Below are 15,227 nucleotides of genomic sequence, written 5' to 3'. Positions count from 1 at the left end.
TAGATCCGCACGAACACCAATCTCACATTCAAGCGGCACTACCGCTTATATGTATATCGATATTCAGTGACCAGAATCTGGGCGACACCCGCTATCATTGCCGTTTACCCACTACCGGTTTTTTTGCCAGATATAGGCCAATGCTTACCATCCGGTAGTGCGCATTAACGAGTGCCATGCCCTAGTATTTTTAGCGCTCGACAATAGCCAGCACATCACGCGCGGAAAGAATAATGTACGTTTCTTCTCCGTACGTTACTTCCGTCCCGCCGTACTTGGAGTAGACGACGACGTCGCCCTCCTTAATATCCAGCGGAACCCGGTTCCCATTGTCATCGATGCGGCCCGGCCCTACCGCCAGCACCTTGCCTTCGGTTGGCTTCTCAGTGGCGGTATCCGGAAGATAGATACCCGAGGCCGTGGTGGTTTCAGCTTCTTCCTGCTTGATGACAATGCGATCCTCAAGCGGCTTAATGGAGACGGACAATTGTCTCCTCCTTTACTTCTAGACTCGTGCAATTATGTCAGCGCTCAGAGCCGGGACCCGCCGTCGCGGGGGCCGGGCCCAAACCCAAGCACAAGCCGTAGCAGAACTACGTCCGGAGTTAACGTTAGGCTGTAGCTAGCACTCGGTCAAGTTGAGTGCCAGGTTAGAGCGAAATAATTCACCCTTGAGCAAAACCGCCGAGTTCCTCACTCTGCCTGGGCATGTGCTCGCCCCATTCCCGCTTCTGCTAATTCATGACGATGGTGCTCAGATCCATATTGGTATCCACCGAAAGATCCAGTGCAGATTCGGGCACATTATTTTTTACTAGCTCATAGCCCAGTGCCGCGATCATCGCCCCATTATCAGTGCAGTAACGCAGGGGCGGGATCCGCACGGTGATGCCTTCTGCTTCCCCACGTTCGGCCGCGAGCGCCCGCAGCCGCGAGTTTGCCGAAAAGCCGCCGCCGATCACGAGCGTATCGCAATCGTAGGCGTGGCAGGCACGCAAAGCTTTCTCCGTCAGGGTATCGACGATGGCTTCCGTAAAACCGGCGGCAATATTGGGCTTATTAACTTCTTCGCCGCGTGCTTCACAGCCTTCAATGTAGCGGGCTACCGCCGTCTTGAGCCCGGAGAAGGAGAAATCATAGGGGTGCTTTTCGCGGTTTTTCCCGCTTTCCAGGCCGCGCGGGAAACGAATTGCCTCCCGGTCACCAGCTTGCGAGAGTTTATCTACGTAAACCCCACCCGGGTACGGGGTGCCGAGCAAGCGGCCCACTTTATCGAAGGCTTCGCCCGCGGCGTCGTCCAAAGTACCGCCGAGTTCTTCCACCTCCGTGGCAATATTGCCCACCCGCAAAATCGAGGAATGGCCGCCCGATACTACTAGGCCAATGAACTTTTCTGGGAAAGGGCCTTCCGCGAGCTCATCTACCGCCAAATGTCCAATAATATGGTTCACGCCGTAGAGGGGTATGCCAAGTGCTAAGGCCAGTGCTTTTGCTGCGGAAACTCCTACCGTCAAAGATCCGACCAGGCCGGGCCCGGCGGTCACCGCGATCGCGTCTATATCTGCGAGCGCGGTCTGCGCTTTTTCGAGGGCCGCAGTAATGGTGGGAACCATTTGTTGTAGATGTGCACGCGAGGCAATTTCTGGGATAATCCCGCCGTAGCGTGCGTACTCGTCCATGGAGGTGGCCGTTACGTCTGCCAGTAGCTCACCGTCTTTTACAATGGCGACGCCGGTTTCATCACAGGATGTTTCAATGCCGAGAACCGTAATACTCACGCGCAAAGTCTAGCGCCGAGCTGGCCTACTGTGCATCACGATGTATATCGCGCCGCATAATTAGCCCGTCTGTACCTCGGTAATAGCCGGGGCGCGTGCCCACGGTGTAAAAACCGCGCGATTCATATAATCCGCGGGCTACGGGATCGTTTTCTCGCACTTCCAAAAAGACCTGTTCGGCCCCGCAGGCCGCGGCTACCGTGAGCAAAGAATCGAGAAGGGAGCTACCTATCCCCTGCCCGCGGAAGGATTTATCGACGCCGATCGTCATGATTTCTGCTTCCACGCCTAAATTGACGGCTCCGGCCGCAACCAGATCGTCTACCTCCGGCCGGGGCGGCGTGGTTTCGATAAGTCGATCTATGAGAACCAGGCAACCCGGAAAGCTGAGAGCTTCTTGCCAGGCGGCTTCCGGCCAGGCTTCCCGGTCGAATACCGCAAAATCGAAACGCGTGAGCGCATCCGCATCAGCGGGCATCGCCACTTGCCGGCGTAGCCGAAATGCGCGCGCCGGCGCTACGCCGCCGGTATTGCCTTCGCGTTCTGCGTGGCTTTCGCCGGCGCTATTACCTTCGTAGGTAGCGCGGCCTTCGCGTTCTGCGTGGCTTTCGCCAGCGCTTTTACCTTCGTAGGTAGCCTGGCCTTCGCTCGTGCTGCGGTCTTCGCGGGTAACGCCGGTTTCGGGGGCGAGGTTTCCGGCCGGATTATCGGCGGCGGGTTTAGGAACGGTAGCCATCGCCCGCCTTTTGGGCCACCCCGCGGGCCACATCCGGGCGGCGCAAATACAACGGTTCGGTGCTCAAAGCCGCCTCCGGATCGGCCGCGTTATCCAAACGGGAAAGGGCAATACTCGCCAAATATTCCGGTTCGGGAAGTACCAGCTGGGCGCCGGCCAATTCCGGATACAAATCGGCACGGGAAACGGCGAGCGGGGCGCCGTGCGTCGTCGTCGCTACTTCGGCAGGCTTAATGATCTGCGGGGGCGAAAAAACGAGGACGTCACTATACCCGGCAATTGCGCGAGCCCCGGCAATGTACAGTTCCTTGCGCCGCGCATCGATCACCGGCCACACTTGCGTTGCGCCGGCGCTAAGCGCGCCGTAGGCCATGGCATCTAGCGAAGGGACCCCGTAAAGCGGAATATCCCACGCAAAGGCGAGGGTGCGGGCAGTTACTAAACCGGCACGCAAACCCGTAAAAGCACCCGGGCCGGTACCGGCCACGATAGCTTCCGGCACGTCTACATCAGCCGCGTCGAGCGCATCGCTGACCATGGGCGTCAGGTTTTCGGCATGGCTCCGCGAATCTGCAGAAACCAGGCGGGCCAAAGTATGGAACTTAGCCTCGGTTTCGGGAACCGTCCCGAAATTAGTTTCCACCACGCCAACTACGGTCTGGTCAGAGGTATCAATCGTCAAAATAATCATTTATTCGCTCTTTTCCTCATCCGCAGGAGCGGGATTCGGCGTGGATTCTTGGTAGCGGTGCAAAGTTTCGGCCAGCAAATCATGAGCGCGTTGCCCGGTGGCAGTGAAAGTCAAGGTGCGCGGCGCATCCACGTACAGGTCGGCTACGTCTTGGCCGCGAGCGGCACCTTCCGGGCGGGTGATCGTGATTTCTAGCCGGTCTGGGGAAAGGACTTCTACTTTGCCTGTACCCCATTCAATGAGGGTGGCAGAATCTTCCAAACTGGTATCCAGATCGAGGGCATCGAGTTCTTCGAGGCCTTCTAAACGATAGGCATCCACGTGGATAAGATCCGGGCCAGTACCGCGGTTTTTGTGCACATTGGCAATCACGAAGGTGGGCGAGGTAACGCGCCCGCTTACATTCATGCCGGCTGCTACCCCGCGCACCAGCGTCGTCTTCCCTGCCCCGAGCGGACCGGTAAGCATCACCAGATCGCCGCGCTGCACCGATTCGCCCAGCGCCCTGCCGAAGCTCTGCATTTCTTCCGCATCCGGGATTACGATTTCCTTCATCACGCGCTCCATGATAAACCCCGCATCTACTTCCTGCCTGTTAGTTAGGAGGCGCGCGCTTTATTCCACGTATACGCGCCGAACGCGCGGGCCAATACGGGTGGGAATCTCGTAGCCGATCGAATCGGACCATTCACCCCAGTTATCGGCAGTGGGCGCGCCGGTACTTTCATCACCGAAGATCACCACTTCATCGCCCGGGCGGGCAGATGGTGGCAATTGGATCACAAACTGGTCCATGCATACCCGGCCAATAATCGGGCAGCGATGGCCCCTAACCAGTACTTGCCCCCGGTTGGAAGCTGCCCGCGGAATACCATCGCCATACCCGAGCGGCACGATCCCCAGGTGGGTTCCCGCCGGCACGGTTTGCGTACCACCATAAGACACCCCGGTGGTGCTTTCCGTTATCCGGGCGCCGATAATTCGCGAGCGCAAGGTCATTACTGCTTGCAAACCCAATTCGGCGGCCGTTGCCACCTGCGGATTTGGGGAAATACCGTAGAGCAAAATGCCGGGCCGAACCATCGAATATTGGGCTTTATTGTGGAAAAGTGCCCCGCCGGAAGCTGCGAGATGCAGTAGCGGCGGAGTTATTCCCACTTCGGCAAGCATTTGCTTTGCTTCTTCAAACCGGCTGATCTGGGCCTGCGTAGGTGCAGGATTGACCACGTGGGTATATGTTTGCTGGTCGGCACCGGATTCTGTGCCCGCGGCCTCACCGCTGGGTGCGAGAGCGGAAGTACTCAAGGTGTCTGCTTGTGCTAGGTGGCTCCACAAACCTTTGATTTCTACGGCTCCCACGCTTGCCAAAGCTTGCAAACGCGGCAGTATGCGTTCCAATTCCCCGCGGGTAAAACCTTCCCGGGCCATCCCGGTATCTACGGCAATATGAATCTTTGCGCCGCGCATGCCCCCGCCTGCGTATCTTTCTAGTTCATCTACCACCCAGGGAGTGCCTACCGAGACTTCAATTCCCGCCCGGAAAGCGGCCCGCAGATCCGAACCCGGCGCATAAATCCAACTGAAAATGGGCGGGTGCGTGGCTGGCAGTGCCCCCGCACCGCCAGGGCCGGCTGGGCCGGCCGGCGTCGCTTCTTCATCAGCACGCAACTGTGCGGCTAAAGACATCGCCTCGCCCAGTTGCGCCACACCTAGATAATCAGCGCCGGCCGCGGCTAGCGCCCGCGCGCACGGCACAATTCCGTGCCCGTAAGCATCAGCCTTCACGATCGCCATAATCTTCGTCTTAGGCAGGCGTGCTCGCAACCACCGGAAATTATGCGCCAGGGCTCCTAAGGAAATCTCTGCCCGCGATGGATAGAAACTCTCAATCACCAACTTCACTCTGCCTTCCGGTTGCTCGCAAATCTGCTTGCGAATCTGATAGCGAATTACCCAGAATATGCCCGATAACGGGCGCAATCTGGCCGGCGATGGAAGCGGCAGTGAGCGGGCGGCCTGGCGCTGCGCCTACTGCCCCGAGCGCCGGTGCAGTATCCGCCGCGCGAGCATACTCCGGTTCTTCCACTAATTGCCACCCAAATTCGCAGTCGGCCGCGCGCGCCGCCGCCCGGCCGTGTATATGCGCCGCTGCTGCCGCCAAAAGCGCGGCCCCGCCCGGCTGTTTCGCTGTTTGCGGATGCATGGCCAGCAGAGCCGCGATGGCTCCAGCCAGAACGTCCCCACTGCCAGCAACTCCCCGCCACCCGGGGGCACCTCCTTGCGCGTAGGCTTGCCCGCCCGGGCTTGCCACAATATCGACGGCGCCTTTCAGCACCACGGTAGCGCCCGTCAGGCGGGCAATTTTCCGCGCATAAAGCAACGGCGTGGCTTCGATCGTCTCCCGACTTGTGGGATGGCCCAAAGCTGCCAATAGCCGCGCGGCTTCCCCCGCGTGCGGGGTGAGTACCGCATATTCGGGCAGGCGGCCGCCCGGGATTTCAGCGAGCAGGCTGGCAATATCGTCCAGGCAGCCGGCGTCGATTACCACCGGTACCGCGGTAGAGATAGCCTCCTGCGCCGCAGTATCTGCCGGTACGGCTGGTTCTGCGCCGCAGGCCGGTTCTACGGGGGCAGCCAGCTCTACGCCGGCGGCCAGATCGGCGGGCACGGCTGGTTCTACTGGTTCTGCGCCGCGGGCCGGTTCTACGGCGGCAGCTGTTCCTTCACCCAAAGCCGGTGTTGCGGGCGCTACGGAGGTCTGCAAGCCCAAGGTGTGGCGCAGGAGCTGGCTCCCACCCGGTGGGTTGCCCGAACCTACGCAATAGGCTTGCACGCGGCCCGGGGCAAGCACCACGTCCGGGTAGCGGGCCGCAATCAACTTACCTACGGCGGCTTCTCCCAGGTAGCGCACGTAACCGGGCCCCATGGCCCGAGCCCCCTTGGTAGCGAGCAAGCCTGCGCCCGGGTAAGGCGCGCTACCGGCCAGAATGCCAGCCACGCCACGCGTATATTTATGTGCTTCCGGGCCAGGAATATCCAACAGATCGGCAACGTCCGCATCGCTAAGAGTAGCTACTGCCCACTGCCCGAGCGTGGCCGCAAAACCTAGTTTTACCAGGTCAATTTTGCCGGCATAGCCGCAGGCGGGTGGCACCACTAGCCCGGCCTTGGCGGCGCCCATGGTCACCGTGATATGGGCACGCAGCGCGGGGCCGGGCACAGCGCCCGTATCCGGATCAATCCCCGAAGGGGTATCGACCGCTACCACGAGCGGCTCCATTGGGGAAGCATCAAGTTCAGCGTTGAGAACTTCCAAAACACTGGCGATCGGTTCGCGGGCCGGCCCGCGAGCGCCAATCCCCAGCAGACCGTCGATCCACACAGCCGCCCGGCTAGCTTCCGCACCGGCCACTGCCGCCAAATCGGCGGCGGAAAGTTCCGGCGCGGCCGCGGCTGGCGCGGCCACAGCTGGCGCGGCAACTGCCGGCGCAGACTCAGCCGGCACAGTATCAGCTACCGCGACCGCGGGTGGTGCCAGGTAGGCACCGGGAGCGAGGCGCGCACCGGCTCGCTGCGCGGCAGCCAGGCCGGCCGCATGCACTTGCGGCGCGCATAATATAAGCCGCACTTGGGCGCCCCGCGCAGCTAGGTGCGCGGCGGCATAGAGGGCATCCCCGCCATTATTGCCGCCGCCCACGAACACCGCGATGGGGGCTCCTACCAAGCGGATCCGGCGAGTGCGTAACTCCCAAATGATCCGATTGGCCAGCGCTCGCGCCGCCCGCTTCATTAGCGGCACGCCCGCCGCCAAGAGCGGGGCTTCTGCCGCCTGTACCGTAGCCACCTCGTATGTTCTCAACATATTTCTAGTTTAGGCGCGCGCGCCATTTTTTAGCGGTTTGGTGTCAATTTTGGATACATTTTGTTTTTATTCCACCGTCACGGACTTGGCGAGGTTGCGTGGCTTATCGACGTCGTACCCCTTAGCCGCGGCCATTTCGGAAGCAAAAATCTGCAAGGGCAGCACGGTGACCAGCGGCATCATGAGAGTCGGGGTGGAGTTAGGCACCCAGAAAACCTCTTCCGCGAACTCGCGCACCGATTCGTCCCCAGCTTCAGCAATTACGATCGTCACCGCCCCGCGCGAACGCACTTCCTGCAAATTGGAAAGCACCTTGGCGTGCAACTCGGGCCGGCGCGGCGTCGGCACAATAAAGAACACCGGCAACCCCGGCTCTACCAGGGCGATCGGACCGTGTTTGAGCTCACCGGCCGCAAATCCTTCCGCGTGAATGTAGGCGATTTCCTTCAGCTTCAGCGCCCCTTCCAAGGCCACCGGATATCCCACGTGCCGGCCCAGGAACAACACCGAAGTAGCATCCTTCATTTTTTGGGCCAGGGCGCGAATATCAGCCTCTTGCTCCAATACTTTGGTAATCCGGCCGGGCATTTTCCCGAGCTCATCCAAATAGTGCGCGATTTCGTCTTGGTATTTATTGCCCCGCAACTGTGCCAAATAAAGACCCAGCAGATAAGTGGCGGCAATTTGCGCCACGAAAGCCTTCGTGGAAGCCACCGCGATTTCCGGGCCGGCATGGGTGTAAAGCACCGCGTCCGATTCGCGGGCAATCGTCGAACCATAAGTGTTTACGATCGCCAACACTTTCGAACCTTGTTCACGGGCGTGCCGGATTGCCATGATCGTGTCCATGGTTTCCCCGGATTGGGAGATTGCCACCGTCAAAGTTTTTTCGGAAACCACCGGGTCCCGGTAGCGGAACTCGGAAGCAAGTTCCACCTCCACGGGGATGCGGCACCAGTGTTCAATCGCGTATCGGGCCACTTGGCCGGCATAAGAAGCGGTGCCCGCGGCAATCACCACGATCTTGTCAATCCGGCGCAAAACATCGGGCGAAATCCGCATCTCATCGAGTTCCAGTTTGCCGTCTACCATCCGGCCCCGCAGAGTCTCGGCTACCGCCGTCGGCTCCTCGTGAATCTCCTTATCCATAAAGGTGGCGTATCCGCCCTTGACGGCGGCAGAAGCATCCCAAACCACCGTGAACGGCCGGCCCGCGGTTGGCTCCCCGGCAAAGTTGTACAGCTCTACCGTATCCGGGCGCAAAACCACCACCGTATCTTGCGCGATTTCCAAAGCCTGGCGGGTTTCCCCCACAAAAGCAGCCACGTCAGATCCGAGGAAATTCTCCCCGTTTCCCAAACCCACTACCAACGGGGAGTTACGCCGCGCCGCCACTACCAGCCCGCTGCCGTCCACAGCCACCAGGGTGAAAGAACCTTCCAGTACATTGGCAAGCCGCAGCATGGCTTCTTTTAGGTCTCCGGTTTGGGCCAAGAAAACCGCGAGCTGATGGGCGGCGATCTCCGTATCCGTTTCCGAGACGGGTTCAATCCCCTGCGTTTCCCGCAACTGCTGGGCCAGCTCCCGATAGTTTTCGATAATGCCGTTATGTACTACCGCTACTTTGCCGTCAAAAGACAGGTGCGGGTGGGCATTGGTATCCGAAGGGGCGCCATGCGTGGCCCATCGCGTGTGCCCAATGGCAGAAATACCAGTGCCGGTTTTCGCGGCGAGGGCCTGCCGTAAATTATCGAGGCGCCCGGCACGTTTCGTAACGGCAATTTCCCCATTTTCGTTCACGAGTGCCACGCCCGCGGAGTCATATCCGCGGTATTCGAGGCGCGCCAAACCGGCCAGCACTACATCTTGAGGTCTATTACTAGCGGGGCTTGAACCCGCGTATCCTACGATTCCACACACCTGAAAAAATATAGCGCGGCGCGGCCCGCCATAAAAGTAGTGCGTACAAACTGTGCGAATGCAGGTAACCTTGGGGCATGACCAGCACCCACCTCGTCTCTTTTACCCATGACGAATGGAGCGCGCTCGCTACAAATTCGCCGCTTCCGCTCACACACGCGGATGTGCGGCGGCTGAAAGCTTTGGGAGATCCCATTGATTTGGCTGAGGCGGACGCAATTTATCGGCCCCTTTCCGCCCTTTTGCAAATGTATACGCGCGAAATTGGGGAACTGCACCAGGCTACTTCCCAGTTTTTGGGGCTCACCGAACGGCGCACCCCTTTCGTGATTGGGATTGCTGGTTCGGTGGCGGTAGGTAAATCGACGACGGCGCGGCTTTTGCAAGAATTACTTCGGCGCTGGCCGTTAACCCCGAAGGTGGAACTCGTAACTACGGACGGGTTTTTACTACCGAATGCGGAGTTGGAACGCCGCGGGATTATGGACCGGAAAGGCTTCCCCGAATCTTACGACCAGGCCGCGCTCCTCGATTTTGTGCGGCAAGTAAAATCCGGGCGCGATCATGTTTCGGCACCGATTTATGACCACGTAACCTACGATATTGTGCCCGATGCCATGCTTACCGTGCATCATCCGGATATTTTGATTCTGGAAGGGCTGAACGTGTTACAGCCGGCGCGGGTTTTCCCGGATGATCCGCCAGATGCGGATCAAACCGTGGTTTCGGACTTCTTCGATCTTTCGATTTACGTGCACGCTGAACCCGATGATTTGGAACGCTGGTATCTAGACCGCCAATTCAAGCTCCGCGATATCGCGTTCTCCCAGCCGGATGCCTACTTCCACCAGTTTGCGGATATGCCCGATGACGAATTGCGCGAACGCTCCCGCAATATTTGGCGGACCATTAACTTGCCGAACCTGCTGGAAAACATCGAACCCACGCGCCACCGCGCCGATATTACTTTGCGGAAAGGCCCCGACCACCGGGTAGAAGAAGTCTTGATCCGCAAACTGTAAAGGCGTGCCGGGTATGGGCGGATAAGCAAGGCATACCCGCTCTCGGCCTGGCAGGCACTGCCGGATCGGGCCGCTCAGCAGCTCGATCCGGCCAGTTGCCGGCTATCGCAGGGCCCAGCTACCTGCTACCGCAGGGCGAGATTTTCGCGCACTACGTCTGCCAGTTCTTCGGCCACTGCCTGGGCCTGGGTTTCGGTTCCGGCTTCCACCATGACGCGCACCAGCGGCTCGGTGCCCGAGGGGCGCAGCAACACTCGCCCGGTTTCTCCCAGTTCGGCTTGTGCGTCTCGCACGGCTTTTTGCACCTGTTCGTTGGTGGCTGCGGCCGTCTTATCGACGTCGGGAACATTAATAAGTACTTGCGGCAAGCGCGTGACCACAGAAGCAAGTTCTGCCAAAGACTGGCCCGAAGCGGCCACTTGTTGGGCCAGCATGAGAGCGGTGAGCGTGCCATCGCCCGTGGTGGCATGTTGCATTGAAATCACGTGCCCGGACTGTTCCCCGCCCAGCGAATAGCCATTCTTACGCATTTCTTCGAGCACGTAGCGGTCTCCCACCCCGGTTTGCACGGTGGAAATCCCGTGTTCCTTCATAGCCAGTAGCAAGCCCAGGTTCGACATCACCGTCACCACCAGGGTGTTTTTGTTTAGCCAGCCGAGTTTATGGGCGGCGATCGCGAGGATCGCCATGATTTGGTCGCCATCTACCAGGTTGCCGTTACCATCGGCGGCCAGGCACCGATCGGCGTCGCCATCAAAAGCCACGCCGAAATCGGCGCCCTGTTCCACCACTGCCCGGCACATGCTTTCCGGGTGGGTAGAACCGCAGTCGGCGTTTATGTTGTAGCCGTCCGGGTTGGCGTTAATTACGACGACGTCTGCCCCCGCTTTCCGGAAAGCTTCCGGCGCCACGGCGCTAGTTGCTCCGTTGGCACAATCAACAACGATTTTCAGGCCGTCCAAACGGGTGTTGACCGTGGATACGAGGTGGTCAATATATTTTTGGTCCGCATAGGCGCTGGTATCGGTAACCCGGCCGATGCCCGCACCGATTGGCCGGCCCCATTCTTGGCCGAGCAGGCTTTCTATTTCGTCTTCTTTGGCGTCTTCTAGTTTAAAACCGCCGCGGGCGAAGAATTTGATCCCGTTATCTTGCATGGGGTTGTGCGAGGCGGAGATCATAACGCCCAAGTCGTAGTCGCCTTCTGCGGTCAAGTAGGCAATTCCGGGGGTGGGAATGGTATCGACGTGTTCAACGTCTACCCCGGCTCCGGAAAGGCCAGCGGCAACGGCCTGGCCTAGCATCCCGCCCGAGACGCGAGAATCTTGCCCGATCACCGCACGCGGGCGGCCTTCGCCACTAAAACCACGGGTGAGCACCCGGGCCGCTGCTTCCCCGAGCCGCAGAGCTAACTCTGCGGTCAAATCCCGGTTAGCAAGTCCTCGTACTCCGTCTGTTCCGAAAAGCCTCGGCATATTTTCTCCCTGCTCTGTGCCTTCCCTACGCTGCGCGGCCGCAGTTTTTAACTATTGGCATCTTCTCCGCGCAGGCGGTACGCGCGGGGCGTGTACGAGTGTGCGCGGGAGACCCGGCCGGCAGTTTGGGCCGGTGCAATTCTCACACCGAAGGCTATTGTACGGCGGCAAGCGGCCCCCTGCTCGCACCCGGCCACACCTGACGGTCAAATCTTCTATCAGTGCTGGTAAGGCTATAAATGCGGGCGGGCCGATAAGTACCGGCAGGAAAGAAATGGAAAAACTAGCCGCCGCAAGTGCGAGCGCCTGGCTCGTACAAACCTACTCGGGTAAAAAGTATCGCTCCGTTACCGAGCTGGTAGCGGAGCGATACTTTTCGGGCCGACGGTTGTGCTCGTGCTGTGCACGCGTACAACCGGGCCGCTATGAAGTTGTAAAAATAGCGTTTAACGCTTGGAGAACTGCGAAGCCTTACGGGCCTTCTTGAGGCCGGCCTTCTTGCGTTCCACCGCGCGTGCGTCGCGAGTGAGGAATCCGGCCTTCTTCAGCGCCGGACGGTTCGCTTCGCGGTCAATTTCGTTGAGGGCGCGGGCCACACCGAGACGCAGCGCGCCAGCCTGGCCAGAAGTGCCACCACCATCGATGCGAGCGATCACATCGAAACGGCCTTCCAGATCGAGCAGAGCGAACGGAGCGTTCACCAGCTGCTGGTGGATCGGGTTCGGGAAGTAATCCTTGAGCCCACGGCCATTAATCTTCCATTCGCCGGTACCCGGAAGCAGACGCACACGCGCCACCGCTTCCTTCCGACGGCCGAGCCCATGGCCCGGCACCATTGCAGATACGCCCTGTCCGGTGCGAGGAGTTTCGGTTTCCGTAGTGTAGGAACCCGTGAACTCCTCTTCCACCTGAGCGTCAACATTCGTTTCTGACATTTATGTAAATCCTGTTCCGAAAAGCTTTGCGCCTACTGGGCAATCTTCTTGAGCTCGTACGGCTCCGGTTGCTGAGCAATATGCGGGTGTTCGGCACCTGCATAAACCTTGAGCCGCGTCATCTGCTTGCGGCCGAGGCGCGTACGCGGGACCATGCCCTTCACTGCTTCCTGAACGGCACGCTCGGGCCGGGTTGCGAGGAGCTCGGCATAAGACGTGGCCTTCAAACCACCCGGGTAACCGGAGTGGCGGTAGGACATCTTGTCGCGGAGCTTGCTTCCCGTCAGAGCAACCTTCGATGCGTTAATAACAATCACGAAATCGCCGGTATCGGCATTCGGAGCAAAAATGGGCTTATGCTTCCCACGGAGCAGGGTGGCAACCTGTGCTGCCAAACGCCCGAGAACAATATCTGTGGCATCAACGATGTACCACTTACGGTCAATGTCTCCGGGCTTAGGAGTGTACGTGCGCACTTGCGTAGCCTTCGTTTCTCGTTAGGGTCTCGCTACGCTGCTGATCAAGCACACAGTTATCCTGCCTAGCCGATTCTGTACCGCCGCGGTTAAGAAGCTTCCGGGCGAAGCGAATTGACGAGCGCTCTGCGCGCGCGAGACCTCAAATGGTCATTTAAAATCTTTGTTGGGCATTGGCACGGCGAGTGGGAAAAGCACCGTACTCACTTCGCACAACAACAATCCAGGATACCGGGAAGAGGCACAACCGTCAAAGATTAAGTGCGTGTGTGAGGCTTTCCACCGCGCGCGTCCGCGGCTTACGCAACGGAGCCGCGGCTCACCCAGCAGCATTCAGCCGCGGCTCACTCAGCAGCATTCAGCCGCGGCTCACTCAGCAGCATTCGCGTCTTGCTCAGCAGCATTCATCCCGGCGCTGGCGAGCCTGTTGGGCGCGCTGCGCATAACCTTCCGGTTCGGGATAAATAACATTTTCCAAGGTGAGCGGATGCGCTGGAGCTACCACTACTTCCCCGGTGCGGTTACATTCTGCCAGCCGGCGCCGGGGCCACTCAATATCCCGTGCTCCACTCCCCACGCGCAGGAGCGCCCCCACGAGCGTGCGCACCATGGAGTGGCAAAAAGCATCGGCCCGGGCATGAATGAGTAATTGTTGGCCGGCCCCGCCTCCGAGTTCTACCACATCCAACCTTTGCAAAGTGCGGATCGTGGTAGCCCCTTCGCGCGGCTTGCAATATGAAAGGAAATCGTGGGTGCCAAGCAGGCCGCACGCGGCAGCGTTCATGGCGGCCACGTCTAGCGGTTCTTCGCCCCACCACAAAACGTCGTGGCGGCGCAACGGATCAGCCGGCCCGGTGCATACCCGGTACGTATATTCGCGGGCCAATGCTGAAAACCTGGCATCAAAATCTGCTGGTACTTTCCGGACTTGGCGTACGACGACGTCGGACACCCCGCGCGGCACGTTTAGCCGCACCGCGGCACCGGTCCCCGCGGGCGCTGCAGCATTATTCGCCCCCGCGGTATTGGCCGCAGTGCCACTCGTACTGCTTCTAGCGGCAGCCATAGCGGCCCGGTATTCGCGCGATAGCACCCCGGCCAGGCGGGTGCGTAAAACAGTTCCCGGGCATCTTCCGGCCCGGTCCCGCAAAGTGGCAACTGCCTGCGCGCTTAGGTCGGCGTGGGCCACTTGCCCGCGCGCGTGCACCCCGGCGTCGGTCCGGCCCGCCACGGTGAGCGTTACCGGTTCCCGTAAAATGGTTTCTAAGGCAGTTTCGAGTACGCCTTGCACGGTGCGCAGGCCGGGTTGGCGCGCCCACCCGTGAAATCCTGTGCCATCGTAGGCAATATCGAACCGAACCCGTACTGTTTGCGCTACCGTATCTTCCATGGAAGCAGTCTCCCACAAAGATGTACGCACACTCGCCGTTGATTGCGGTGGTGGTGGTATCAAAACGACGTTGCTTGACGCCGGTGGCTTCCAAATTGGCCCCGCTCACCGCACCGAAGTGATCTATCCTTTCTCTCCCGAGGCGCTGCTGGAGATTATTGCCAGTGATACGGACTTTTTGGCGCAAGTTCCCGGCTTGGGGCGCGAGCCTGGGATACCTCTCTACGATCGGATTACCGTTGGTATGCCGGGCATGATTCGCCATGGCAAGGTGATTTACACGCCGCACTATATTCGCCGTTCCGGCCCGCATACCCGGATCGACCCGGAGAATGAGGCAGCGTGGAATGGTTTGGATATTCAGGCGGCTTTGGAAGAGCGTTTTGGCGTGCCCGCGCTGGTGATTAATGATTCGGAGGTTGCCGCGGCCGGGGTAATTTCCGGCGAAGGTTTGGAAGTGGTCCTCACTTTCGGTACCGGTTTAGGTTCCGCAATTGTTGACAACGGCGTACTTGCCCCGCACCTGGAAATTTCGCATGCACAAATGCGGTGGGGCCTTACTTACGACGACGTAGTGGGCGAAATTGAGCGGATCCGCCTGGGAGATGCAGCATGGAGCCGGCGTGTGCTGCGCGCCGTGGATTCTCTGTTCCCTGTGATCCGGTGGGACAAGCTTTATATTGGCGGGGGCAATGCTGCCCGGATTACTCCCACCGTGCGGGCTCGTTTTGATTCCCGCGTAACTTTCATTCCCAATGCGGCGGGTATGAATGGCGGGGTGCGAGCCTGGAGCCTGGCCCGCCGCCGCGAACGGCCCGCCCGTGGGTAAATAACAGTTCGCTAAGGCCAGCTTCCAAGAACAGCCAGCACGTAGCTCCCCAAAGCCTGCCTCCAAGAATACCCAGCACGCAGCTGACTAAAGCCCGCTTCCGGGAACGACCC

14 protein-coding genes are annotated in these 15,227 nt (G+C 59.7%); 2 read left to right on the top strand and 12 right to left on the bottom strand.

The features are described from left to right. Window positions 1–190: 190 nt before the first annotated feature. The 8 genes from groES to glmS all read right to left on the bottom strand — a co-directional run bounded on the left by groES (window position 191) and on the right by glmS (window position 8,987). Window positions 191–487: a co-chaperone GroES gene (gene groES / locus H8274_RS03440; RefSeq protein ID WP_049618659.1), complete on the bottom strand. Its 297-nt coding sequence runs from the start codon at window positions 485–487 to the stop codon at window positions 191–193. A gap of 247 nt (window positions 488–734) precedes the next feature. Continuing rightward, window positions 735–1,778 (bottom strand): tRNA (adenosine(37)-N6)-threonylcarbamoyltransferase complex transferase subunit TsaD, encoded by a 1,044-nt coding sequence (tsaD, locus tag H8274_RS03435; RefSeq protein ID WP_049618660.1) that lies wholly within the window; start codon window positions 1,776–1,778, stop codon window positions 735–737. 25 nt (window positions 1,779–1,803) lie between these two features. Then, a complete protein-coding gene (locus H8274_RS03430; protein ID WP_185933827.1) occupies window positions 1,804–2,514 on the bottom strand; it encodes a GNAT family N-acetyltransferase in 711 nt (236 codons plus the stop codon). Next, a complete protein-coding gene (gene tsaB / locus H8274_RS03425) occupies window positions 2,498–3,205 on the bottom strand; it encodes a tRNA (adenosine(37)-N6)-threonylcarbamoyltransferase complex dimerization subunit type 1 TsaB (protein ID WP_065419534.1) in 708 nt (235 codons plus the stop codon). Before tsaB ends, H8274_RS03430 begins: the two co-directional genes overlap by 17 nt. Continuing rightward, window positions 3,206–3,772 (bottom strand): tRNA (adenosine(37)-N6)-threonylcarbamoyltransferase complex ATPase subunit type 1 TsaE, encoded by a 567-nt coding sequence (tsaE, locus tag H8274_RS03420; protein WP_185933826.1) that lies wholly within the window; start codon window positions 3,770–3,772, stop codon window positions 3,206–3,208. A 48-nt stretch (window positions 3,773–3,820) separates the two neighbouring features. Next, window positions 3,821–5,107 (bottom strand): alanine racemase, encoded by a 1,287-nt coding sequence (alr, locus tag H8274_RS03415; protein ID WP_185933825.1) that lies wholly within the window; start codon window positions 5,105–5,107, stop codon window positions 3,821–3,823. Then, complete coding sequence (locus tag H8274_RS03410) at window positions 5,091–7,067, bottom strand: bifunctional ADP-dependent NAD(P)H-hydrate dehydratase/NAD(P)H-hydrate epimerase (protein ID WP_185933824.1); 1,977 nt, start codon at window positions 7,065–7,067, stop codon at window positions 5,091–5,093. The genes alr and H8274_RS03410 overlap by 17 nt, the downstream gene beginning before the upstream one ends. Window positions 7,068–7,133: 66 nt before the next feature. Then, window positions 7,134–8,987 carry a glutamine--fructose-6-phosphate transaminase (isomerizing) gene (gene glmS, locus H8274_RS03405; protein ID WP_185933823.1) on the bottom strand — a complete coding sequence of 618 codons (1,854 nt, stop codon included), beginning with the start codon at window positions 8,985–8,987 and terminating at the stop codon, window positions 7,134–7,136. A gap of 77 nt (window positions 8,988–9,064) precedes the next feature. On the opposite strand from glmS, the gene coaA reads away from it, so the two are divergent. After that, a complete protein-coding gene (gene coaA, locus H8274_RS03400; protein WP_185933822.1) occupies window positions 9,065–10,009 on the top strand; it encodes a type I pantothenate kinase in 945 nt (314 codons plus the stop codon). Between the two features lie 125 nt (window positions 10,010–10,134). Here coaA and glmM read toward each other — a convergent pair whose 3' ends face one another. The 4 genes from glmM to H8274_RS03380 form a co-directional block, all read right to left on the bottom strand. Beyond that, a complete protein-coding gene (gene glmM / locus H8274_RS03395; RefSeq protein ID WP_065414917.1) occupies window positions 10,135–11,484 on the bottom strand; it encodes a phosphoglucosamine mutase in 1,350 nt (449 codons plus the stop codon). 446 nt (window positions 11,485–11,930) lie between these two features. Further along, window positions 11,931–12,419 (bottom strand): 30S ribosomal protein S9, encoded by a 489-nt coding sequence (gene rpsI, locus H8274_RS03390; RefSeq protein ID WP_049618668.1) that lies wholly within the window; start codon window positions 12,417–12,419, stop codon window positions 11,931–11,933. A gap of 32 nt (window positions 12,420–12,451) precedes the next feature. After that, window positions 12,452–12,895 carry a 50S ribosomal protein L13 gene (gene rplM, locus H8274_RS03385; RefSeq protein ID WP_049618669.1) on the bottom strand — a complete coding sequence of 148 codons (444 nt, stop codon included), beginning with the start codon at window positions 12,893–12,895 and terminating at the stop codon, window positions 12,452–12,454. Between the two features lie 394 nt (window positions 12,896–13,289). Continuing rightward, window positions 13,290–14,285 carry a tRNA pseudouridine synthase A gene (locus tag H8274_RS03380; protein ID WP_185933821.1) on the bottom strand — a complete coding sequence of 332 codons (996 nt, stop codon included), beginning with the start codon at window positions 14,283–14,285 and terminating at the stop codon, window positions 13,290–13,292. Here H8274_RS03380 and H8274_RS03375 point away from each other — a divergent pair. Then, window positions 14,284–15,114: an ROK family protein gene (locus tag H8274_RS03375; RefSeq protein ID WP_185933820.1), complete on the top strand. Its 831-nt coding sequence runs from the start codon at window positions 14,284–14,286 to the stop codon at window positions 15,112–15,114. The genes H8274_RS03380 and H8274_RS03375 overlap by 2 nt on opposite strands. Window positions 15,115–15,227: the final 113 nt, after the last annotated feature.

This window comes from Actinobaculum suis (assembly GCF_900618115.1).
GTDB classification, from domain to species: Bacteria; Actinomycetota; Actinomycetes; order Actinomycetales; family Actinomycetaceae; genus Actinobaculum; species Actinobaculum suis.
The sequence above is the reverse complement of the archived record's forward strand: the minus strand, read 5'-3'. Positions and strand labels throughout refer to the sequence as shown.

Excerpts from the sequence above, each read along its gene's own strand:
- H8274_RS03430 (WP_185933827.1), bottom strand. The coding sequence starts at position 2,514 with ATGGCTACCGTTCCTAAACCCGCCGCCGATAATCCGGCCGGAAACCTC.
- tsaB (WP_065419534.1), bottom strand. The coding sequence starts at position 3,205 with ATGATTATTTTGACGATTGATACCTCTGACCAGACCGTAGTTGGCGTG.
- tsaE (WP_185933826.1), bottom strand. The coding sequence starts at position 3,772 with ATGGAGCGCGTGATGAAGGAAATCGTAATCCCGGATGCGGAAGAAATG.
- H8274_RS03410 (WP_185933824.1), bottom strand. The coding sequence starts at position 7,067 with ATGTTGAGAACATACGAGGTGGCTACGGTACAGGCGGCAGAAGCCCCG.
- coaA (WP_185933822.1), top strand. The coding sequence starts at position 9,065 with ATGACCAGCACCCACCTCGTCTCTTTTACCCATGACGAATGGAGCGCG.
- glmM (WP_065414917.1), bottom strand. The coding sequence starts at position 11,484 with ATGCCGAGGCTTTTCGGAACAGACGGAGTACGAGGACTTGCTAACCGG.
- rpsI (WP_049618668.1), bottom strand. The coding sequence starts at position 12,419 with ATGTCAGAAACGAATGTTGACGCTCAGGTGGAAGAGGAGTTCACGGGT.
- H8274_RS03375 (WP_185933820.1), top strand. The coding sequence starts at position 14,284 with ATGGAAGCAGTCTCCCACAAAGATGTACGCACACTCGCCGTTGATTGC.
- H8274_RS03380 (WP_185933821.1), bottom strand. The coding sequence starts at position 14,285 with ATGGAAGATACGGTAGCGCAAACAGTACGGGTTCGGTTCGATATTGCC.